Origin of the sequence: Mesorhizobium liriopis (assembly GCF_024053505.1) — a bacterium.
Taxonomy (GTDB): Bacteria; Pseudomonadota; Alphaproteobacteria; order Rhizobiales; family Rhizobiaceae; genus Mesorhizobium_B; species Mesorhizobium_B liriopis.
On record NZ_JAMXQS010000008.1, the window covers coordinates 232,592 to 255,694 of the forward strand.

Genomic DNA, 23,103 nt, shown 5'->3' on the forward strand with positions numbered 1-23,103 from the left:
CGATCCCCTCGAGAGCCGAAACCCGATGTCCACGCGACCGACCAGCAGTGTTTCCCTCACGCCCGAGCTCGAGGGCCTCATCGCCGACTGCATGGCTTCCGGTGGTTTCGATGATGCGAACATTGTTCTCCGCGCGGCGTTGACGCGTCTGCAGGAAACGCGGCGGTCGGTTGCCTCTCGGATCTGGCCCATCGGTGGCGGCGAATGCGGCGAGCTGATCCGCAATCTGGATTGGAGCAGCAACCCTCTCGGCGCTATCGCCAACTGGTCCTCCGCGCTGCGCGCAACCGCGTCCAACGTCGTCAACTCGCCCGTGCCCAAGGTCCTGATGTGGGGACCGGATCACGTCATGATCTACAATGACGGCTATCGCGAGATCGCCGGCGCGAACCATCCGCAGGCGCTCGGCGGCACGGTGCCCGGCATCTGGCCCGAAATCTGGGACTTCAACCGCAAGGTTCTCGACGCCGGGTTCCGCGGCGAGGTTTCGCTGTTCCGCGACCAGCCGATGGTTCTTTATCGCAACGACAAGCGCGAGGATGTGGTCTTCGACCTCTTCTTCACGCCTGTCTACGAGGAATGCGGCGAAGTCGGCGGCGTGCTTTGCACGGTGGTGGAGAACACCGAGCGCGTGCATTTCGAACAGGCGCTGGCGGCCAGCGAGGCCGAGCTGCGCCGTGTCACCGACACGCTGCCCATGCTGGTCTCCTATGTGGACCGCGATCATGTCTACCGCTTTGCCAACAGTGCTTACGAACAGGTTTTCGGCAAGCCGCTCGGCGAAGTCATCGGCAGTTCGGTGCGCGCCATCGTCGGCGACGCGCTTTACGAGGATCGCCGGATCTCGCTGGACCGGGCGCTGGCGGGCGAAAGCTTTACGTCGCAGACCACGATCACCAACAAGGACGGCGTGTCACGCCGCACCGAGCTGCGCTATGTGCCTCGCATCGATGCGGATGGCTCGATCCCCGGTGTCTACGTGCTCGGCATCGATGTCGAGGAGCGTGCGGAGCGCGAAGCCTCGCTGGCTTTGAGCAACAACCGCTTTATCGCGGCGATGAACGCCGTGCATGGCGTGCTCTGGACCAACAGTGCCGATGGCCGGATGGTCGGCGAGCAACCGGGCTGGGCGGCACTCACCGGGCAGAGCTTCGAAGACTATCAGGGCTATGGCTGGTCGAACGCGGTTCATCCGGATGACAGGCTTGTGACGGTCGAGGCCTGGGGCGAGGCGCTGGCTGCCAAGACCATGTTCGTGTTCGAACACCGTGTCCGCCGCCATGACGGCGCATGGCGCACCTTTGCCATCCGCGCCTTGCCGATCATCGACGATCATGGCGAAATCGGCGAGTGGGTCGGCGTCCACACCGATATCACCCACCAGCGCGCGGCCGAGGCTACGCTGCGCGAGCAGGCGGAAAATCTCGCGCGCCAGGTCCGCCACCGCGAACGCGCGGAAGACCAGCTGCGCCAGCTCAACGAGTCCCTCGAAACCCGCGTCATCGCCGAGATCGCCGAGCGCCGCGCGGCAGAGGTGAAGCTCGCCCAGGCGCAGAAGATGGAAACCGTGGGCAAGCTGACGGGCGGCGTTGCGCACGACTTCAACAACCTGCTTCAGGTCGTGTCCGGCAATCTCCAGCTTCTCGCCAAGGACATCGCCGGCAATGAGCGTGCCGAGCGCCGCGTGGCGAATGCGATGGCCGGCGTTTCGCGTGGGTCCAAGCTCGCGAGCCAGCTGCTCGCCTTCGGCCGCCGTCAGGCACTGGAGCCGAAGGTCGTCAACGTCACGCGTTTCGTGCAGGGCATGGACGACATGCTGCGCCGGGCGATCGGCGAGGGGATCGAGGTCGAGACGGTCTTCGGCGGCGGGCTGTGGAACACCTTCATCGATCCGACCCAGATCGAAAACGCACTGCTCAACCTGGCCATCAACGCGCGCGATGCGATGGATGGCACGGGCAAGCTCACCATCGAGCTGTCGAACGCCCATCTCGACGACGATTACGCGCGCACCCACGACGAGGTGACGCCCGGCCAGTATGTGATGCTCGCCGTGTCCGATACCGGCTGCGGCATGACGCCCGAAGTCGTGGAGAAGGTCTTCGAGCCGTTCTTCTCCACCAAGGCTGAAGGCAAGGGGTCGGGGCTCGGGCTTTCCATGGTCTATGGCTTCGTCAAGCAGTCGGGCGGCCATGTGAAGATCTATTCCGAGGTCGGCCACGGCACCACGATCAGGCTTTACCTGCCGCGCGCGACGGAAAGCGAAGATGTCGAGGTCGAAGCCAATCACGGTCCGATCTCCGGCGGCACCGAAACCGTGCTGGTGGTTGAAGATGACGACGAGGTGCGTGCCACCGTCGTCGAGATGCTGACGGATCTCGGCTACCGCGTGCTTAAGGCCGTCGATGCCGCAAGCGCGCTGATCGTGATCGAAAGCGGTGTGCCGATCGACGTCCTGTTCACCGATGTGGTGATGCCCGGCACGCTGAAGAGCCCCGAGCTCGCCCGCAAAGCCCGCGAGCGCCTGCCCAATGTGGCGGTGTTGTTCACCTCCGGCTATACGGAGAACTCCATCGTCCATGGCGGCAGGCTGGACGCAGGCGTGGAACTCTTGTCCAAGCCCTATACCCGTGAGGCCCTGGCGCGGAAATTCCGCCACGTTCTCGCCAATCAGGGCCAGCGCCGGCAGGCCGCCCCTCGCACGGAGAAGCCCGCGCCGTCGGTCAATTCCGATGCCGCGCCGAAGCCGGTGGCCGCGACTCAGCCGGAGCCGGCGGTCCGTGCGGCGAAGCCCACCGTGCTCTTGGTCGAGGACGACATGCTGATCCGCATCAACACGGCGGAGATGCTGAAGGAAGGCGGCTGCGTGGTGGTGGAAGCGGGCAGCGCCGAGGAAGCCATGGCAGCGCTCCAGACCGCGCCCATCGACGTGCTGGTGACCGACATCAACCTGCCCGGCATCTCCGGCATCGAACTTGCCCGCCGCGCGCAGGCGTTGCGCCCGTCGATGAGCCTGGTATTCGCGACCGGCGACACGTCATCGGTGTCGCTCAACGAAATGCGCGGCGCGGTTCTCCTCGCCAAGCCCTATGACATGGACAAGCTTCTCGCCGCCGTCCGCGTGGCGCTCGACGCCCATGGCGTGAAGCGGGATGCCGTGGCGAAGGTCGAGGGGTAAAACGGAAACGGCCGGCTTGATAGCCGGCCGTTTTCCTTGGGCGGGATGTTCTCGTTCAGGTGGCCCGGAACTCGTATTCCGCGATCGACTGCGGTTTCATCGTGATCGAAAACCCCGGCGCTTCCGGCGGCATATAGGCCGCGTTCCGGATCACGCAGGGCTCCTCGAAATGCTCGTGCAGATGGTCGACATATTCGATCACGCGGCCGTCCTTGGTGCCCGAGACCGCCACGAAGTCGATCATCGACAGGTGCTGCACATACTCGCATAGCCCGACGCCGCCCGCATGGGGCCAGACGGGAAGGCCGTATTTCGCGGCCATCAGCAGCACGCCCAGCACTTCGTTCAAGCCACCCATGCGGCAGGCATCGATCTGGACGATGTCGATGGCGCCGTTCTGGATCATCTGCTTGAAGATAATGCGGTTCTGGCACATCTCGCCGGTCGCGACCTTCACCGGCGCCACGGCTTCGCGGATCTTGCGGTGGCCGAACACATCGTCGGGGCTCGTCGGCTCCTCGATGAAATAGGGCTTGGCGAAGGATAGGGCGTTGACCCAGTCGATGGCCTGATCCACCTCCCAGACCTGGTTGGCGTCGATCATCATGAAACGGTCGGGACCGATCTCCTCGCGCGCGATACGCAAGCGGCGGATGTCGTCCTCGCGGTCGCGGCCGACCTTCATCTTGATATGGGTGAACCCCGCCTCGACAGCCTCGCGGCAAAGGCGGCGCAGCTTGTCATCGGGGTAGCCCAGCCAGCCGGCCGAGGTCGTGTAGCAGGCGTAGCCGTTTGCCTCGAGCTCGGCGATCCGCGCCTGCTTGCCCGGCTGCGCCTGACGCAGAATGTCAAGCGCCTCCTCGGGCGTCAGAGCATCGGTGAGATAGCGGAAATCGACGATGCCCACGATCTCTTCCGGGCTCATCTCCGCGACCAGCCGCCAGACGGGCTTGTTCTCAGCCTTGGCCCAGAGGTCCCAGACGGCATTGACGACCGCGCCCGTCGCCAGGTGCATCGCGCCCTTGTCGGGGCCGATCCAGCGCAACTGGCTGTCCCCGGTCAGGTGACGCCACATGCGCGACGGGCTTTCCTTGATCCAGTCGAGGTCGAGCCCGACCACCAGATGGCGCATCGCTTCGATCGCGGCCACACAGATCTCGTTGCCGCGCCCGATCGTGAAGGTCAGCCCGTGACCCTCGATGCCGGTGTCGGTTTCGAGAACCACATAGGCCGCGGAGTAATCCGGGTCCGGGTTCATCGCATCCGAGCCATCCAGGCTCTGCGAGGTGGGAAAGCGCAGATCGTGTGTCCGAAGGCCGGTGATCCTGGTCATCAGTGGCTCCTCAGATCGTCCAGCCGCCATCGATGCCGCAGGCCTGGCCCGTGGTGTAGGTCGCGCCCGCGAGATAAACGGCGAGATCGGCGATCTCTTCGGGCGTGCCGATGCGGCCGATCGGCTGGCGCGCGATGAAAGCGGCGCGCGCCGCTTCATAGTCGCCGCCCGCGCGCAGACGATCCTGCAGCGAGGGGCTTTCCACCGTGCCGGGGCAGATCGCGTTGCAGCGGATCCCCTTCGTCACATAGTCGGCGGCGATCGACTTGGTGAGGCCGATCACGGCAGCCTTGGTGGTGCCGTAGGCGAAGCGGTTCGGCACGCCTTTCACGGAGGAGGCGACGGACGCCATGTTGATGATCGAACCATCGCCGCGCTCCAGCATGCCGGGAAGAACCGCGCGGATGGTGCGGATCATCGCGAGGACGTTGAGGTTCCAGGCAAAATCGAGGTCCTTGTCGGAGGCTTCGAGGACAGAGCCGTTATGCACCACGCCCGCGCAGTTGAAGAGCACATCGACACGGCCGATCCGGCCGATTCCATCGCTGACCGCAGAATCGTCCAGCACATTGAGCTTGGCCGTCTCGATATTCGCCGTGTCGGCCAGTTCGGCGAGCAGCGCTTCGTTGACATCGGTTGCGTGGACCTTCGCCCCGGCTCGCGCGAAAGCCAGAGCGCTCGCCCGACCGATGCCCTGCGCCGCGGCTGTGATCAGCACGACCTTACCCTCAAGATCAGCCATGAGCCTGTTTTCTCCCTGCTTTACGATATGCGTTGCATGCACGGTCGCACGCTTTAGCGTCGAGCCTTATGCAACTGTCGAGCCTTCGATACGCTGTTTCGGCAGAAGGCAACATAGCTCTGTGGCAGCTGTCTTGTCATGGGTGAAATTGTCATTCATATGCAAGAAGCGCTCTGCCGGCCCGATTTGTCGACACAGGCGTTCTCTTGCGCCCCTATCGCGGCGATAATCTTCGTGAGGAGAGCAAACGATGATCATCGACACGCACCTGCATCTGATCGACAGGAACGCGCTCCATTACCCTTGGCTCGACACCGTGCCGCCGCTCGATCGCGACTTCACTCATGCCGAATATGCCGAGGAAGCGCGGTCTCTCGGGATCGAGGCGGCGCTGCATATGGAAGTGGATGTCGCCGAGACCGACATCGAGCGCGAGACCGCCCATGTCGAGCGACAGGCGCGCGAAGCCGGATCGCTCCTGCGCGGCGCCATCGCCTCGTGCCGGCCGGAGAATGCCGACTTTCCCCTGATGCTGAAACGCGTGTTGGCCAATCCCTTCGTGAGAGGGTTCCGCCGTGTGCTGCACGTGATGCCGGATGATCTGTCGGAAAGTGCGCTCTTCCGGGAGAATGTCGGGCGGCTTGGGGCGACGCATCTGCCCTTCGATCTCTGCGTGCTGCCGCGCCAGCACGGGCAAGCCATGGCACTCGCCGACCATGCACCGGCAACCCAGTTCGTGCTCGACCATTGCGGCGTGCCCGACATCAAGAGCGACGCCTGGGAGCCTTGGCGCACGCAGATCACTGAACTCGCGCGGCGGCCCAATATCGCTGCCAAGATTTCCGGCGTGATCGCCTATGCCGATGGCGAAAACTGGACGGTCGAAACGGTGCGACCTTATGTGGAGCATGTCATCGCCTGCTTCGGCTGGGACCGCGTCGTCTGGGGATCCGACTGGCCCGTCTGCCGGCTGGGCGGCGGCCTCACGCGGTGGGTCCATGCCACGCAGGCGCTGCTTTCCGGCGCGAGCGAGGAGGAGCGCACGAAGCTTTTGAGCGCGAACGCACGGCGCATCTGGCGGTTGAACTGACGACCGCAGGCGGAGCGCCTGGGCAAACCTAATTGACAGGTCTCGGCCGAAACGGTTTGTGACGGCGTAAGAACAAGAATGAATGGAAGGAGGCGTGATGGCTGAAGCTGAACTGCTCTTCGTGGGCTCGCTCAACCGTTCCACGCCCTATTTCCAGGGTGCGCGCGGTGTGGGGCTTTCGGTGTTCCGTTTCGACCCGGTAACGCTGTCCGCTCAGAAACTCGCCGAAACGAACGAGGTCGACAATCCGACCTATCTCTCGGTGACGCCGGATGGGCGCTTCATCTATGCGAATTCGGAAGTTGCCGAATGGCGTGAGGGAACGGTGTCGGCCTACCGCTTCGAGCGGGAATCGGGCACGCTTCACTATCTCAACAAGCAGCCGGCACTCGGCAGCATCACGGCGCATAATGCGATTACGCGCGATAGCTCGAAGCTGCTCGTCGCGAATTACGGCGCGGGCGAGGGCGGGCCGGACCAGTCGCTTGCCGTGTTCCGCCTCGAAGGCGATGGGCGTCTCAGCGTGCCGCTCGCCCATGCGCGCCACGAGGGCAAGGGTCCCAATGCCGAAAGACAGGAGCGGCCCCATGCCCACAGCGTCACGGAGTTGCCCGGCAATCTCGCGCTGGTCGCCGATCTGGGGACCGACCAACTCGTCACCTATGCGGTTACGGCCGATGGCGCCCTGACGCGTCGCGGTGAATTCAGCCTGCCCCCCGGCAGCGGTCCCCGCCATGTCGCGCTCTATCCCCATGGCCGCTTCGTGTTCGTCATCAACGAACTCGATTCCACGGTTGCGTCGCTTGCCATCGACGGCGAAGGGCGCCTTGCGCTCGTCGATATCCAGCCCGCGGTGCCGGATGGCACGAGCGACAATCACTGCTCGGATATCCAGATTTCACCCGATGGCCGCTTTCTCTACGGCGGCAACCGGGGCCACGATTCCATCGTGACGCTCGAAGTGAACCCGGACAGCGGCAAACTCGCGGTTCTCGACCATACGCCCTGCGGTGGCGCGACACCGCGCAATCTCTGTCTGTCGCGCTCGGGCCGCTTCCTGTTTTGCGCCAACCAGAATGCCGACCGCATCGCGATCTTCCGGCGCGACGAAAATACCGGGCACCTGTCCGATACGGGTGCCGGTATCGAGGTCGGCACGCCCATGTGCATCAAGACCGCGATGGCTTGATGCATCCGGCCTGATCATCTTCCCTGTCAATTCGAGGAGAAACCATGAAGCTGCTCCGTATCGGTGCCAAGGGTGCCGAAAAGCCTGCCATCCGTCTTGAAGACGGCACGATCCGCGATCTGTCGAGCGTGATCACCGATCTCGGCGGCGACGCGCTCTCGGATAGCGCGCTCGAGGAAATCCGCCAGGCCGATCTCCAGTCCATGCCCGAACTCGATGCAAATGAACGCATCGGGCCGTGCGTCGCCAATGTCGGCAAGTTCATCTGCATCGGCCTGAACTATGCCGACCACGCCGCCGAGACGGGAGCGCCCATTCCCGCCGAGCCGATCCTGTTCATGAAGGCGACTTCTGCCATCATCGGGCCGAACGACGACGTGATCATCCCGAAGAACGCGATCAAGCCGGATTGGGAAGTCGAGCTCGGCGTCGTGATCGGCACCGAAGCGCGCTATGTGGACGAGGCCAATGCTCTCGATCACGTCGCCGGCTATTGCGTGGTCAACGACCTGTCGGAACGCCATTTCCAGATCGAGCGTGGCGGGCAGTGGGTGAAGGGCAAGTCGGCGGACACGTTCGGACCCATCGGCCCGTGGCTCGTCACGCGTGACGAGGTGGCCGACCCGCAAAACTTGGGCATGTGGCTGGAAGTTGACGGCCACCGCTATCAGGATGGCTCGACCAAGACGATGGTCTTCGGCGTCGCTCACCTCGTCTCCTATGTGTCGCAGTTCATGAGCCTGCAGCCCGGCGACATCATCACCACCGGCACGCCGCCCGGCGTCGGCATGGGCATCAAGCCCGAGCCCGTCTGGCTCAAGCCCGGCAATGTGATGCGGCTCGGCATCGAAGGGCTCGGCGAGCAGCAGCAGAGCGTTCGCGCTTACGAAGGCTGATCGCAACAAGGCGGTCCGTTTCGGGAGCAGCGGACCGCTGATCAAATTTATATGCCGTAACGGGAGTTCGGCTGCTTGACGCTGCCGAACTCTGCGCGTAGCCGCGAAACCGAAGCCGGAACGATCGATCCGGTTGCTCCCGCCTGAGGATCAGGCCAGGCAGAGGCAGTGTGGTCCATGGCAGTGGCGGTCGATGAAATCCTGACTCAAGCGGGTGCCGGTGCATTCCAGCGCCGGCTTTTAGGCATTTTCGGTCTCGTCTGGGCGGCGGATGCCATGCAGGTGCTGGCCGTCGGCTTCACGGCCGCAGCGATTGCCGCGACCTTCGAACTTACGGTGCCCGAAGCTCTGCAGACGGGAACCCTCTTTTTTCTCGGCATGCTGATCGGCGCGAGCCTGTTTGGTCGGCTTGCCGATCGCTACGGGCGCCGCAACATCCTGCTTGCGACCGTCACGGCCGATGCCGTGTTCGGTCTTCTCTCCGTCGTTGCGCCGTCCTTCGGTGTCCTTCTGCTCTGCCGCTTCCTGACCGGCATCGCGGTCGGCGGCACCTTGCCGGTGGATTACGCGATGATGGCCGAGTTCCTGCCGCCGAAGAATCGCGGGCGCTGGCTCGTGGCACTGGAGGGCTTCTGGGCCGTCGGCACGGTGATCGTCGCCCTCGCTGCGTGGGCCGCGGCCTCATATGGTCTCGTCGATCCGTGGCGCTGGATATTCCTGGTCACGGCCCTGCCTGCGCTGATCGGCGTCGGCTTGCGCCTCTGGGTGCCGGAATCCCCTCTCTACCTCATCAGAACGGGCCGCGAGGCGGAAGCGCGGGCCACGCTCGACCGCGTGCTCGAAACCAACGGCAAATCCAAGCTGCCGACGGGCATCAGGCTTGCGCTGCCCGCGGTGGGCGCCGGCGGCGGCATCTTCTCGCCCGCACTGCGGCGTCACACCCTGATCATGCTGATCGTCTGGTTTCTGGTTTCGCTGTCCTATTACGGCGTCTTCACCTGGATGCCGGCGCGTCTTGCGGGCGAGGGCTTCGGTTTCGTGCGCGGCTATGGCTTTCTGGTGGTCGTCGCGCTCGCCCAGGTGCCGGGCTATGTGCTGGCCGGCTATGGCGTCGAGGCTTGGGGGCGCAAGCCGACACTGGTGGGCTTCCTGTTTCTGAGCGCGCTCGGCTGCCTTCTTTTCGTGGTGGCCGGCGAGGCCTGGATGATCGGTGGCGCGATCCTCCTGATGAGCTTTTCGCTTCTCGGCACATGGGGGGCGCTCTATGCCTTCACGCCGGAACTCTACCCCACCGAATCGCGTGCGACAGGCATGGGTGCCGCAGGCGCCGTGGCACGGCTGGGCGGACTTCTCGCCCCCTCGGCTCTGGCCCTCGTCGTGGCGCAAGGCTTCAACTGGGCGGTCGGCCTTTTTGCCGTGCTGCTGGCGCTCGCCGGCTTCGCCGCACTCCTGCTTCAGGCCGAAACGAGGCGCGTGGCGCTTAGGTGATGTAATCTGACGCTGCGTCACCGCAGGCTCTGCTCTAGGCTTGTGCGTTCCTTAACGCTAAGCCTGGAATTATGCCCAGGCGCATCTTGCCTGAGAGGCAGAGCTTGCGGGGCGCGGGCGGTATGAGGACGGTTCAGCGGCGTAAGACGCCGGTCAACAAGGCAAGGGAATACCCCTCCGGCTGGTTCGCTGCGGAAGGGCTACCCCACCTTTTCGAATCGTCCGGCATCTGGCTCTGGCAGACGGATGCCGAACTGCGCTTCACATTCATTTCGCCCACCTACGAAGCGGCAACAGGCATTCCGCCCTCGGCCGTGCTCGGCAAGCATCGGTTCGATTTCCTTCACGCCGGCCAGCGCTCCCCCCGCGATCTCGCGCACCTCGCCGACCTCGAGGCCCGCCGCCCGTTCAAGGATTTCATCTACGAGGTGCGCAATGCAGTGGGCGGGCCGCGCTGGATCACCAGTTCGGGCACGCCGCGCTTCGCCGAGGACGGCGCCTTTTGCGGCTATGATGGTGTCGGCCACGACGTCACCGAATTGGTGGGGGCGAGGGAAGAGAGCTCCAGACGCGCCGAATCGGTCAGGCCCTCACAGACCAACGAGGCCATGGAGGACCTCTTCGCCGATGTGCCGCGCATGGTCGAAGCCATGCCGATCGGGCTGCTGGTTCTCGATCGCGATCTCCGCATCGAGATCCTGAACAGCGCCTATCGCCGGCTCTGGCGGCTCGATGACGGCGTGGTGGGCGTCGGGTCTTATTTCACCGATCTGCTGCATGCCACGCGCTGGAACGACCTGAACGGTGCGAGCGAGAACGGCTGGGCGGCGCATGTCGCCAGACGTGAAAGTGCCGTGCGCCAGGGATGGGATGGCGCGACGGAGCTGCACACGCGCAACGGCACCACGATGCTGTGCACCAATACGAGGCTCTCCAACGGCAAGATCTTCCTGACCTACACGGATGTGACGGAGAACAAGGAGCGCGAGCGCGACCTTGCCGATGCGCTGCAGCTTGCGCGGCTTTCCGCAACCGTGCTCGACACCGTACCCGATCCGATCTTCGTCAAGGACGAGCAATTGCGCTTCGTGCTCGCCAATCAGGCCTATGGCGCGTTTCACGGTATCGCCCCGGAGGCTATGCTGGGCAAGCGTGCCACCGATCTGTGGCCCGCGTCGGTCGCGGAGACTTTCGAGGCAAGCGAACGCAGGGTCGTGGAAACCGGTGAGCCTTTCGAGGCGGTCGATGATTACGCCCTGAAGGGAGGGCGAGCCGGGAGGCTGGTGCGCAAGAGCCGCGTCGAACTGTCGAACGGCCAGCGCTACATGACGGGCATGCTGCTCGATCTGGCGAAGGTCAGGAAGCATGAGCCGGATATTGCCGGCATCCGCGATCGGCTGGTCGATGTGATCGAGGCGCTGCCGGGCGGTCTCATCATCTATGACGAGACGGACCATGTGGTGATGGTCAACCAGAACCTGCTCAATGGTCTGCCTGCGCTGCGGCCCGCGCTCCAGCCGGGCGCGACCTTGCGCGACGTTCTGGAACTGTCACAGGATCTCGGCTATTTCCGCGAATGCGGCTTGGCTGAGCTCGACGCGCTCTACGATGACCGCGAAGCGTGGATCGAGGCGCAGATCGAAGCCTATTGGCGGCCACAGGTCATGTCCGTGCGCCGCAATCCCGATGGCAGCTGGGTTCAGACTTATGGACGGCGGCTTCCGGACGGGACCTATATCGGTGTCCGTCTGGATGTGACGACGCTCATGGAACGCGAAAGCGCGCTTGCCGAGAGCAGGGGGCAGATCAACCTGCTCCAGCATGCACTCGACGAAATGCCGGTCGCCCTTTCCATCGTGACCGATGCGCTGAACAAGGAATATGTGAATCGCGCCTGGGTCGAGATGACCGGCATCCCGCGCGATGAGGCGGTCGGCCGTTCCGACTATGAGCTCTTCCCGAAAGCCGAAGCGGACATCTATGTGGCGGATGCTAAGCGCGTGCTAGCGACCGGCGAGGTATACGAGGTCGAGGAACAAGCCAGCAGCCGCGACGGTCGCGATCTTCATGTGATGACGCGGGTCAGCCGCATCACCGATGCCGATGGCCGGTTCCATCTGATCGAAACGAGCACCGACATCGCCGAGCTGAAGAGACGCGAGCACGATCTCGAGGAAACGCTGCGCGAGAACGAGGTTTTCCGCAACATTGCCGATAATGTTCCGGTTGCCCTCTACGCCAAGACGCCGGACCTGCGGCTTTCCTATGTGAATCGAAACTGTTGCGAGATGACCGGCATGTCCGCTGCGGGCGCCCTGGGCCGGACCGATGTCGAAGTCTTCGGTTCGACGAGTGGCGAGGACTTCCAGCGAAGCGACCGTCTGGTCCTCGAAACCGGCAACAGTCAGCAGAATGAGGAATGCCTCCTCGAACCGAGCGGGCGCATCCGCTACCAGTTGTCCAACAAAGGCGCGATGACCGCCTCGGATGGCTCGCTGGTGCTGATCGGTTCCACCATGGACATCACCGAACTCAAGGAGCGCGAGGCGGAACTGAGCGAGGCGCGCGCGCGGGCGGAACTGGCCGATCGCGCGAAATCCGAATTTCTCGCCAATATGAGCCACGAGATCCGAACGCCCATGAACGGCGTGCTCGGCATGGCCGAGCTGCTCGCGCGCTCCGAACTCGACCCCAAGCAGCGCACTTTCGTCGATATCATCGTGAAATCCGGCAATGCGCTTTTGACCATCATCAACGACATCCTCGACTTCTCGAAGATCGATGCCGGCCAGCTGACGCTCGATCCTGTGCCCTTCGATCTGGCTGAAGCGGTGGAGGATGTAGCGACGCTCCTTTCGACGCGCGCCAAGGAAAAGGATCTCGAACTGATCGTGCGCATCGCGCCCGAGATGGCGGGCAGCTACCACGGCGATGTGGGCCGCATTCGCCAGATCGTCACCAATCTCATCGGCAATGCGCTGAAGTTCACCGAAGCCGGTCATGTTCTGGTCGATGTTTCGGGCACCGCGCAGGATGAGGCGAGCGAACTGCGCGTCGAGGTGCGCGACACCGGCATCGGCATCCCGGCCGACAAGCTCGCCATGGTGTTCGAGAAGTTCGCACAGGTTGACGGCTCCTCGACCCGTCGCCATGAGGGCACGGGGCTGGGGCTCGCCATCACCGCGCGCCTCGTCGCGCTGATGGGCGGGCGCATCGGCGTGGAAAGCACCGAAGGGAAAGGCTCGTGCTTCTGGTTCACGCTTTCCTTGCCGCGTGCCGAGACATCCCGCCAGCCAAGCGCCGAAACGTTCGATCTCCGAGGCGCACGGGTGCTCGTGATCGACGACAATGCCGTAAATCGGACGATCCTCAATGAGCAATTGACCGCATGGGGCTTTGATACCTGCAGCGCGGCAAGCGGCGCGGAGGGTTTGCGCGTGGCGCGGGCCGTGCTCGATCTCGGGCTCGAACTCGATTGCGTGATCGTGGATTACCAGATGCCGGAACAGACCGGATCGGATGTCGCCAAGGCACTCCGCGCTTTGTCAGGCATGAGCGATACGCCGATCGTCATGCTGTCTTCCGTCGATCAGACACTGGGCGGTTCCGAGGCGCGGGACGTGGATGCGCAACTGGTGAAGCCGGTCCGCTCGAGCCAGCTTCATGAAATGATGATCCGCGTGGTTGGCCGAAAGCGTGGCAGTTCGCCCGGCGAACCTGCATCGTCCACCCGTTCCGCGCACGAACCGGTGCAGACGCTTCCCGCGGCGATCCCTTTTGTTGCCGCGGCCAGAAGCCAGGTCGATATCCTCGTCGCAGAAGACAACGAGGTGAACCAGCTGGTCTTCACCCAGATTCTCGCCGGCACGCCGTTTTCGTTTCACCTTGTCAGCAACGGACGCCTTGCCGTGGAAGCATTTCAAACCCTGCGCCCGCGTCTCGTACTGATGGACCTGTCCATGCCCGAGATGAATGGCTTGGATGCCACGGAAGAAATCCGCCAGTTCGAAGCTTATGCCGGCACGCATGTTCCCGTGATCGGTGTGACGGCTCATGCGCAGAAGGGCGATAGCGAGAAATGCCTGGCGGCCGGCATGGACGACTATGTCCAGAAACCGATCAGCCCACGTGCCTTGACCGAAAAGATCGAGCAATGGATGGGTCCTGTGGACAAGCAGGAGCGGGCACGCGGGCTGTCATAAACCCGTATTCTCGTTGTCATGGAACTGTCGTGAAACGCCCTTAAGGCCTCTTCCCATCGCTCAAAGAGGCGATCGGGGACAGGCCGAAGGGTCGGCCGAACTCCCCGCACCAATCCTTCATATGCCGGCTTTGCCACTCAGGTTGCCGGCTCAACAAAGACCCGGTCCAGCAGGAGCAGGCCTGATGAAATCCACCCTTCTCGGCGCAAGCGTCGCAGCGCTCGCCATCGCCCTTTCCGCCGGCGCGGCCTCGGCGCGCGACCAGATCCAGGTCGCCGGTTCGTCCACCGTGCTGCCTTACGCCAAGATCGTCGCCGAGACGTTCGGCGAGACCTTCAACAACTTCAAGACCCCGGTCGTCGAGTCGGGCGGTTCGGGCGCCGGCATCAAGGAATTCTGCCGCGGCGTCGGCGAGAACACCATCGACATCGCCAACTCCTCGCGTCCGATCAAGAGCACGGAAGTCGAGTCCTGCAAGGCGGCCGGCGTGACCGACATCCAGGAAGTGAAGATCGGCTATGACGGCATCGTCTTCGCCACCGACATCGCGGGTCCGGATTGGGCACTGAAGCCCGAGGACATCTACAAGGCGCTCGCCGCGCAGGTCGTTGTGGACGGCAAGCTCGTCGCCAACCCGAACACCAAGTGGAACCAGGTGAACTCGGCGCTGCCGGATTGGGACATCGCGGCCTACATTCCGGGCGAAAAGCACGGCACCCGTGAAGTGTTCGAAGAAAAGCTGCTTCACAAGGGCTGCGAAGCTGCCGGCGGGCTCGAGGCCGCCAAGGCCGGCGGTCTCGACGAGAAGGCCGCCAACGCAGCCTGCATCGCGGTCCGCAAGGACGGCAAGGCCGTGGACATCGACGGCGACTATTCCGAGACGCTTGCCCGCATCGCGTCCAACAAGACCGGCGTCGGCGTGTTCGGCCTCGCTTTCTACGAGAACAATGCCGACAAGCTGAAGGTCGCGACCGTGGACGGCATCACGCCTTCGGTCGACACGATCGCCAAGGGCGAGTACCCGGTGTCGCGTCCGCTCTTCTTCTACGTCAAGAAGGCGCATCTGGGCGTGATCCCCGGCCTCAAGGAATATGTCGACTTCTTCCTCGACGACCAGATGATCGGCCCGGACAGCCCGCTCGCCGAGTATGGTCTGGTTTCGGCTCCCGATGCCGAGCGTGAAGAGCAGCGCAAGGCGTTCGATAGCGGCAAGACCATGTAAAGAACGGATCGGCTAGGGGTGCTGGGCTCGATGCCCGACGCTCCGGCCTTTCCTTCAGGACTAGGCGAAGCGCGGCTTCTCGCGCTTCGCTTTTTGGCGGCAGGAACCAGCCCGCTGCCAGAGTTTTCCGGCACACGCGCCGCATGAGGCGGCGAGCCTGCCACCGCATTCTCGGGAGCCCGCAATGACAGCGGCTGTTTTCGGCCTCATCATCCTGATCGGCGCCATCGGTTTCGTTGTCGGCCGCAGCCGTGCCGCCGGCCAATCGACGGCCCAGGGCAAGCTCCACTCGCTTCCGCACTATCATGGCTGGTGGGCGTTTCTGCTCGCGGTCGTGCCCGCAATCCTCTTCCTTCTCGTGTGGGATGTCGGCTCCTCGGTCTATGCCGACCGCACCATGCTCGCTCAGGTCGAGGCCCATTCGGGCGAAGACCAGTCGGCCAGCCCGACGCTCGCCGGCAGCTTGACGCGCTCGCTCGCCACCGCATTCAGCCGCCTCGACAGCGCGACCCTCGACGGCCTGCCCGCGACGGCGACCGAGCTCAAGCCGGTGCTCGCGCAGCACGGCATGAACCTCGCCGACAACGTTCAGGATTATATGATCCCGATCGCCAAGGAGGCTTCGGCGCGCGCCAAGAGCCTTTATCTGGCGGGTGCCGTGGTCGCGCTGATCGCCTCGCTCGGCGGCGTCTTCATCGGCCTGTCGCAGGTTTCGCTCCGGGCACGTGCCCGCAACCGTGTCGAGCGCCTGCTGCGCTATGCGCTTCTCGGCGCGTCCACCATCGCCATCATGACCACTGTCGGCATCGTGCTTTCGATGCTGTTTCAGACGATCACCTTCTTTTCGCAGGTGTCGCCGGTCGGGTTCTTCTTCGGCACGGTCTGGGACCCGCGCTTCGCGGCTGCGGGCTCCGGTGGTTCGACCGGCCAGTTCGGCCTGATCCCGCTCCTTGCCGGCACGCTGTACATCGCGCTCGTCGCCCTTCTGGTCGCGGTCCCCATCGGCCTGATGGCCGCCGTCTACATGGCCGAATATGCCAAGCCGCATGTGCGCTCGATCGTGAAGCCCGCGCTCGAACTCCTCGCCGGTATCCCGACCATCGTCTACGGCATTTTCGCGCTCATCACGCTCGGCCCCTGGTTGCGCGACCTGAGTGCTGCGCTCACCGGCGGCTCGCCCTTCATTCAGGCGCAGAGCATCTTCACCGCCGGTCTCGTGATGGGCATCATGCTGATCCCGGTCGTGTCCTCGCTGTCCGATGACATCATCACCGCCGTGCCCAAAGCCATGCGCGATGGCTCGCTGGGCCTGGGGGCCACGCGTTCGGAAACCATCAAGAAGGTGGTTTTGCCGGCAGCCCTTCCGGGCATCGTGGGCGCCGTGCTGCTGACCGCCTCGCGCGCCATCGGCGAGACCATGATCGTGGTTCTGGCCGCCGGCGTTGCCGCCAACCTCACGATCAACCCGTTCGAGGCGATGACCACCATCACGGTGAAGATCGTCAATCAGCTGACGGGCGATCTCGAATTCAACTCGCCGCAGACGCTCGTCGCCTTCGCGCTCGGCATGACGCTCTTCGTCGTCACGCTCGTCATGAACATCGCGGCCCTCTACATCGTCCGCAAGTACCGGGAGCAGTACGAATGACCGACATCGCGTCTTCCGGCACGCTCATCGACGCCAAGGCGCCGCCGCGCCGCGACATCGGCCTCAAGCGCCGCTACGCCGCCGAACGCCGCTTCCGCATCTATGGCATCCTGGCCGTTTCGGTCGGCCTGGTCTTTCTGGCCGTGATGCTCTTCTCGATCATCTCCCAGGGCTACACCGCGTTCAGCCAGACCGCGGTCACCCTGCCGATCACCTTCGATCCAGCCGTGATCGACCCCAAGAACGAGCGAGAGAGCGATCCCACCAAGCTGCAGACCGCCAACTATCCTGCGCTTGCGCAAAAGGCCTTGGCCGAAAAACTCGGCTTCGCCGCCAACGACCGGGCCGCCACCCGCCAGCTGCGCGGCTTCCTGTCGGACACCTCGCGCGTTCAGTTGCGTGACATCGTGATGGCCGACCCATCTGTGATCGGTACCACGCGCGATGTGGAAATCCTGACCTCGGCCAATATCGACTCGGCCTTCAAGGGCCAGATCGACCTCGACGTGCCGGAAGCCAACCGCAAGGTATCCGACCAGCAGGTCGGCTGGATGCGTAAGCTTTCTGAAGAGGGTGCGCTCGCCACTCGATTCAACACTGGCCTCTTCACCAATGGCGCTTCGAGCCGTCCGGAAAGTGCTGGCATGGGCGTCGCCATCGTCGGCTCCTTCTACATGATGCTGATCGTTCTGCTCGTGGCACTTCCCGTGGGCGTCGCGGCCTCGATCTATCTCGAGGAGTTCGCGCCCAAGACCAAGTTCACCGACCTGATCGAGGTGAACATCAACAACCTCGCGGCGGTGCCCTCCATCGTGTTCGGCTTGCTCGGCCTCGCCGTGTTCGTGAACTTTTTCGGCCTGCCGCGTTCGGCCTCGGTGGTCGGCGGTCTCGTGCTGACCTTGATGACGCTGCCGACCATCATCATCGCGACCCGCGCGGCGCTCGTCGCCGTGCCGCCATCCATCCGCTCGGCGGCACTCGGTCTCGGCGCCTCGCGCATGCAGATGGTGTTCCACCATGTTCTGCCACTTGCCATGCCCGGCATCCTGACCGGCACGATCATCGGTCTTGCCCGCGCCTTGGGTGAAACCGCGCCGCTGCTCCTGATCGGCATGGTGGCCTTCGTGGCCGACATCCCCTCGACCCCGCTCGACCCGGCGACCGCATTGCCCGTGCAGATCTATATGTGGGCCAACGAAGCCGAACGCGCCTTCGTGGAGCGCCTGTCTGGCGCCATCATCATCCTGCTCATCTTCCTGATGGCCATGAACCTGACGGCGATCATCCTGCGCCGCAAGTTCGAGCGCCGGTGGTAGAAGGAAAGCTCACATGAATCTCATGACAGGAAGCCAAGTGGAAAACGCAGTCCACCAGCAGACCGGCGGCGTCGAGAATACGCCTCTCAAGATGCGTGGCCGCAAGGTCAACGTCTTCTATGGTCCCAAGCAGGCGCTGTTCGGCGTCGATCTCGATGTGCGTCAGAACCAGGTGACGGCGCTGATCGGCCCCTCGGGCTGTGGCAAGTCCACCTTTCTGCGCTGCCTCAACCGCATGAACGACACGGTGGACAGCGCGCGCGTCGAGGGCGACATCACGCTCGACGGCGAGAACATCTACGATCCCAAGATCGATGTGGTGGAACTGCGCGCCCGCGTCGGCATGGTCTTCCAGAAGCCGAACCCGTTTCCGAAATCGATCTACGAGAACGTCGCCTACGGCCCGCGCATCCACGGGCTCGCGCGTCGCAAGGCGGATTTCGACGGCATCGTGGAGAAAAGCCTCCAGCGCGCCGGCCTCTGGTCGGAAGTGAAGGATCGTCTTCATGAGCCCGGCACCGGTCTCTCGGGCGGCCAGCAGCAGCGTCTCTGCATCGCGCGCGCCATCGCCGTGTCGCCGGAAGTGATCCTGATGGACGAGCCCTGCTCGGCGCTCGACCCGATCGCGACCGCGCGCATCGAGGAGCTGATCGACGAACTGCGCCAGAACTATACGATCGTGATCGTCACCCACTCCATGCAGCAGGCGGCCCGCGTGTCGCAGCGCACGGCGATGTTCCACCTCGGCAATCTGGTGGAAGAGGGCCCGACCGAGAAGATGTTCACCAACCCCGACGAGAAGCGCACCCGCGACTACATCACGGGCCGCTACGGCTGATCGCGCCGGGACCAACCCCTCCCGGATCACCGAGACAGAACAGGCTGAGACAATGGGCGAGCATACGGTTTCTTCCTTCGACCAGGAACTCGACGAGATCGACCGCCTGATCGTGCAGATGGGCACGCTGGCGCAGCGGATGGTGGGCGATTCCACCAAGGCCCTGCTTTCCGCCGACGAGCGGTTGGCGGCCCGTGTAATCTCCGAGGACGCGACGCTGGACGCCTTCCAGCGCGATCTCGACGCGCGTGTCATCACTTTGATCGGCAAGCGCCAGCCCATGGCGCAGGATCTGCGCGCAGCCGTCGGCGCGCTGCGCATGGCGGCCGATCTCGAGCGCATCGGCGATCTTGCCAAGAATGTCGCCAAGCGCGTCAATGCGGTGGGCCGCACACCGGTCTCCGAAACGCTGTCCAACAGCATCGAGGCGATGTCGCGCGTCGTGCAGGATGCGGTGAGCGACGTGCTCGACCACTACACCGCGCACAATGCGGAGGCCTTGCAGGCGCTGCGCGTGGACGACGAGAAGATCGACATCCGCTACACCGCGATCTTCCGCGAGCTCCTGACCTATATGATGGAAGACCCGCGCGTGATCACCACCTGCACGCATCTGCTCTTCTGCGCCAAGAACCTCGAACGCATCGGCGACCACGTCACCAACATCGCCGAGAACGCCTATTATGTGACGACCGGCCTGCAACTGCCCGCCAAGCGCCCCAAGCGCGACGAAACCATGCCGGCGGCGAGCGTGAGCTGAGGAGAAGGCCCGCATGAACGCACGGATCATGGTGGTCGAGGACGAGGAATCGCTCGGCCTGCTTCTTCGCTACAATCTCGAAGCCGAAGGTTTCGCGGTCGAGGTGATCGAGCGCGGCGACGAGGCGGATATCAGGCTGAAGGAAGAGGTGCCCGACCTTCTGGTGCTCGACTGGATGCTGCCGCAGGTGTCGGGCATCGAGCTTTGCCGCCGCCTTCGCCTGCGCAACGAGACCCGCGCCCTGCCGATCATCATGCTCACCGCGCGCGGTGAGGAAGCCGACCGGGTGAGGGGGCTTTCGACGGGTGCCGACGACTATCTTGTGAAGCCCTTCTCGACCCCCGAATTCGTGGCCCGCGTGCGCGCGCTCCTGCGCCGGGCCAAGCCGCAGGTTTTGTCCAACGTGCTTTCCGTCGGCGACATGGTGCTCGACCGCGAAGCGCATCGCGTCTGGCGCGCGCAGACCGAGCTCAAGCTCGGTCCTACCGAGTTCCGCCTGCTCGAATTCATGATGCGCCATCCCGGCCGTGTCTTTTCGCGCGGGCAGCTGCTCGACAAGGTTTGGGACGAGACGCTCGACATCGACGAACGCACGGTGGACGTCCATGTCGGCCGCCTGCGCAAGGCCATCAATCCCGAAGGCATGACCGACAAGATCCGCACCGTGCGCGGCGCCGGCTACGCCATTCAGGAGCAGTGACCCTCCCGCTCGAGGCGTAGTGCGGCCGGATCAGCCGGCGAGCGCGATGCCGGGCGAAAAGATTTCCTCGTCGAGGTGCTGAAGCGCGCGGAGCGCGGAGCCTTGGCGGATCAAGGGCATTTCGTCGGGCTCGAGAGCAAATGCGATGTTGCCGGCGCGCGCCCCGCCTGCGGTCGCCTGGAGCCCGCGACGCAAGCCCGGTTTCATCAGGTCGAAGGCCTGGGTGTTGGCGCCGACAAAGGTGACGGGCAGGGGGTCGACAAGCGCGAAGAGGCTGCCCAAGCCCAGACCGATGGCTTCGCCTGCCTTGTCGAAAGCCTTTTGTTCGAGCGGCGAACCGTTCCGCGCGGCATTGACCAGTTTTGTCATATCGGCCGTGCTGATATTGGAAAGCGGCTGGACCTTCTCACCGTTTCCTGCCGCCGCACGGGCAATCGCATAGCTGCCGGCATAGGCCTCGACGCAGCCATACTTGCCGCAGCGGCAAAGCGCGCCGCCGGGGTGCAGCATCAGGTGACCGAACTCGGCACCCGAAGAATGCGTGCCCGAGAAGATGCGCCCATCGAGCACGATGCCCATGCCGATGCCGTGTGACAGCAGGACCACCGCGAAATCCCGCTGCCGCCGCGCCGTGTTCGCGCTCATCAGGGCGGTGGCGATCATCGAGCAGTCGTTCTCGACGCCGGTCGGCACGCCCGTGCGGCGCTCGATGAGATCGGCGAAACCCAGACCCGTCCATGGTGTGATCGGCGTCCAGACCATCTCGCGGCCCGCTCGATCCGTGATGCCCTGCACGGCGAGAACAACGCGCAGAACAGGACCGGCGGCCTTTTGCGCGGCGTGCTCCACCAGTTCGGCGACGATGCCGGAAACCTCGTCCTCCAGCGCGGCGGCTGATATCCGGAGAGTGTCGAGGCGTTTGGCGCGATCGGCGATGGTAGTGCCGGCATAATCGAGAAGTGCGGCCGACAGGTGGTTGAGCGTCAGCGTCGCGACCACCACCGTGCCTGCCCGAGGATCGAGTGCGAGCCCGACCTGCGGGCGTCCGCGCTTGAGAATGGCGGCAGGTTCCTCCGCCTCGATCTCGCGCAGCGCGCCTTCCGTGATCAGACCGGCGGAAATGGCCGAAACGGTCGAAGCGCTGAAACCGGTCGCATTCGCGATCTGGGTTCGCGAGACCTGCCCGACCTTGCGCACCGATGAGAGTACCAGAAGCCGGTTGTTGCGCCTGAGATCGTCGTGGCGGATGCCGCTCGCCATGTCCTTCCTCCCCTGAAACGGCTCGCGCCCGTTCCGCCCATGCTTGTTGCCAATCATATTGACAGAGGAGGCCGCCTCGGTCACTATTTTTTCGGACCTCGAAAAAAAGAGGTCGGGTTGGTCGCTTCGGCTTCAACAGGCTGCATCGCACGGGAGCGCGATGCTTATCGGGAGGAACATCATGAAAAAATTCGCAACCGCCATTCTGGCGGGCGTCGCCATGACCGTGGCGCTCGGCGGCGTCGCATCCGCCAAGGACAAGGTGATCGGCGTGTCCTGGTCGAACTTCCAGGAAGAGCGCTGGAAGACCGACGAAGCCGCGATCAAGAAGGCGCTGGAAGCGGCCGGCGACAAGTACATCTCCGCCGACGCGCAGTCCTCGGCCTCCAAGCAGCTCACCGATGTAGAAAGCCTGATCTCGCAGGGTGCCAACGCGCTGATCATCCTCGCGCAGGACGCTTCGGCCATCGGGCCCGCCGTGCAGAAGGCGCTCGACGAAGGCATTCCGGTGATCGCCTATGACCGTCTGATCGACAATCCGGACGTGTTCTATCTCACCTTCGACAACAAGGAAGTGGGCCGCATGGAAGCCCGCGAAGTGTTCAAGGTGAAGCCCGAAGGCAACTATGTCTTCATCAAGGGCAACGGTGCCGATCCGAATGCTGACTTCCTGTTCGAAGGCCAGATGGAAGTGCTGAAGGAGGCCATCGACGCCGGCAAGATCAAGAATGTCGGCGAGGCCTATACGGATGGCTGGCTGCCGGCCAACGCGCAGAAGAACATGGAGCAGTTCCTGACCACCAACGACAACAAGGTCGATGCGGTGGTGGCGTCCAATGACGGCACGGCGGGCGGCGCCATCGCGGCGCTCGACGCGCAAGGTCTCGCGGGCTCCGTGCCGGTTTCGGGCCAGGACGCAGACCACGCCGCGCTCAACCGCGTGGCGCTCGGCACGCAGACGGTCTCGATCTGGAAGGACTCGCGCGAACTCGGCCGCAACGCCGCCGAGATCGCCTCGCAGCTGGCCGACGGCAAGGCCGCCGATCAGGTGGCAGGCGTCACCAAGTTCAAGACCCCCGGCGGCAACGAGCCCGTCTCGCTGTTCCTGACCCCCATCCCGATCACCAAGACCAACCTGAACGCCGTGATCGAGGCGGGCTGGGTCACGAAGGATGTGGTCTGCGCCGGTGTGACGGCCGGTTCGGTCGACGCCTGCAAGTAAGCATGAAATGGTCCGCCGC

At 64.1% G+C, this 23,103-nt stretch carries 16 protein-coding genes; 13 read left to right on the plus strand and 3 right to left on the minus strand.

Annotation, left to right across the window (positions count from 1 at the left end; genetic code table 11):
* The first annotated feature begins 25 nt into the window (after window positions 1–25).
* Window positions 26–3,178, plus strand: a complete 3,153-nt coding sequence (locus NGM99_RS17490; protein WP_252821279.1) for a response regulator — start codon at window positions 26–28, stop codon at window positions 3,176–3,178.
* A gap of 55 nt (window positions 3,179–3,233) precedes the next feature.
* On the opposite strand, the gene NGM99_RS17495 is transcribed toward NGM99_RS17490, so the two are convergent.
* Entirely contained in the window at window positions 3,234–4,511 is a 1,278-nt protein-coding gene (locus NGM99_RS17495; protein ID WP_252821280.1) for an L-fuconate dehydratase, read from the minus strand.
* 10 nt (window positions 4,512–4,521) lie between these two features.
* On the minus strand, window positions 4,522–5,253 hold the full coding sequence (locus NGM99_RS17500; RefSeq protein ID WP_252821281.1) for an SDR family oxidoreductase: 732 nt from the start codon (window positions 5,251–5,253) through the stop codon (window positions 4,522–4,524).
* Between the two features lie 250 nt (window positions 5,254–5,503).
* Here NGM99_RS17500 and NGM99_RS17505 point away from each other — a divergent pair, with 250 nt between their 5' ends.
* The 11 genes from NGM99_RS17505 to phoB all read left to right on the plus strand — a co-directional run bounded on the left by NGM99_RS17505 (window position 5,504) and on the right by phoB (window position 20,602).
* Entirely contained in the window at window positions 5,504–6,343 is an 840-nt protein-coding gene (locus NGM99_RS17505; protein WP_252821283.1) for an amidohydrolase family protein, read from the plus strand.
* Between the two features lie 97 nt (window positions 6,344–6,440).
* Complete coding sequence (locus NGM99_RS17510) at window positions 6,441–7,532, plus strand: lactonase family protein (protein ID WP_252821285.1); 1,092 nt, start codon at window positions 6,441–6,443, stop codon at window positions 7,530–7,532.
* Between the two features lie 44 nt (window positions 7,533–7,576).
* Complete coding sequence (locus NGM99_RS17515; RefSeq protein ID WP_252821287.1) at window positions 7,577–8,428, plus strand: fumarylacetoacetate hydrolase family protein; 852 nt, start codon at window positions 7,577–7,579, stop codon at window positions 8,426–8,428.
* 177 nt (window positions 8,429–8,605) lie between these two features.
* Window positions 8,606–9,916 carry an MFS transporter gene (locus NGM99_RS17520; RefSeq protein WP_252821289.1) on the plus strand — a complete coding sequence of 437 codons (1,311 nt, stop codon included), beginning with the start codon at window positions 8,606–8,608 and terminating at the stop codon, window positions 9,914–9,916.
* Window positions 9,917–10,038: 122 nt separating this feature from the next.
* Entirely contained in the window at window positions 10,039–14,118 is a 4,080-nt protein-coding gene (locus NGM99_RS17525) for a PAS domain-containing protein (protein ID WP_252821291.1), read from the plus strand.
* 184 nt (window positions 14,119–14,302) lie between these two features.
* Window positions 14,303–15,340 (plus strand): substrate-binding domain-containing protein, encoded by a 1,038-nt coding sequence (locus tag NGM99_RS17530; protein ID WP_252821293.1) that lies wholly within the window; start codon window positions 14,303–14,305, stop codon window positions 15,338–15,340.
* A 184-nt stretch (window positions 15,341–15,524) separates the two neighbouring features.
* A complete protein-coding gene (gene pstC, locus NGM99_RS17535; RefSeq protein ID WP_252821295.1) occupies window positions 15,525–16,988 on the plus strand; it encodes a phosphate ABC transporter permease subunit PstC in 1,464 nt (487 codons plus the stop codon).
* Complete coding sequence (pstA, locus tag NGM99_RS17540; protein ID WP_252821297.1) at window positions 16,985–18,304, plus strand: phosphate ABC transporter permease PstA; 1,320 nt, start codon at window positions 16,985–16,987, stop codon at window positions 18,302–18,304. Before pstC ends, pstA begins: the two co-directional genes overlap by 4 nt.
* 13 nt (window positions 18,305–18,317) lie before the next feature.
* Window positions 18,318–19,142, plus strand: a complete 825-nt coding sequence (gene pstB / locus NGM99_RS17545) for a phosphate ABC transporter ATP-binding protein PstB (RefSeq protein WP_252821298.1) — start codon at window positions 18,318–18,320, stop codon at window positions 19,140–19,142.
* A gap of 52 nt (window positions 19,143–19,194) precedes the next feature.
* The gene (gene phoU, locus NGM99_RS17550) at window positions 19,195–19,902 is read left to right on the plus strand and encodes a phosphate signaling complex protein PhoU (RefSeq protein ID WP_252821301.1); all 708 of its coding nucleotides are present in this window, start codon (window positions 19,195–19,197) and stop codon (window positions 19,900–19,902) included.
* Between the two features lie 13 nt (window positions 19,903–19,915).
* Window positions 19,916–20,602, plus strand: a complete 687-nt coding sequence (gene phoB / locus NGM99_RS17555; RefSeq protein ID WP_252821303.1) for a phosphate regulon transcriptional regulator PhoB — start codon at window positions 19,916–19,918, stop codon at window positions 20,600–20,602.
* A 30-nt stretch (window positions 20,603–20,632) separates the two neighbouring features.
* Here the strand turns inward: phoB and NGM99_RS17560 are convergent, their stop codons facing one another.
* Entirely contained in the window at window positions 20,633–21,862 is a 1,230-nt protein-coding gene (locus tag NGM99_RS17560) for an ROK family protein (protein WP_252821305.1), read from the minus strand.
* 181 nt (window positions 21,863–22,043) lie between these two features.
* On the opposite strand from NGM99_RS17560, the gene xylF reads away from it, so the two are divergent.
* Complete coding sequence (gene xylF, locus NGM99_RS17565) at window positions 22,044–23,084, plus strand: D-xylose ABC transporter substrate-binding protein (RefSeq protein WP_252821307.1); 1,041 nt, start codon at window positions 22,044–22,046, stop codon at window positions 23,082–23,084.
* The last annotated feature ends 19 nt before the right edge of the window (window positions 23,085–23,103 follow it).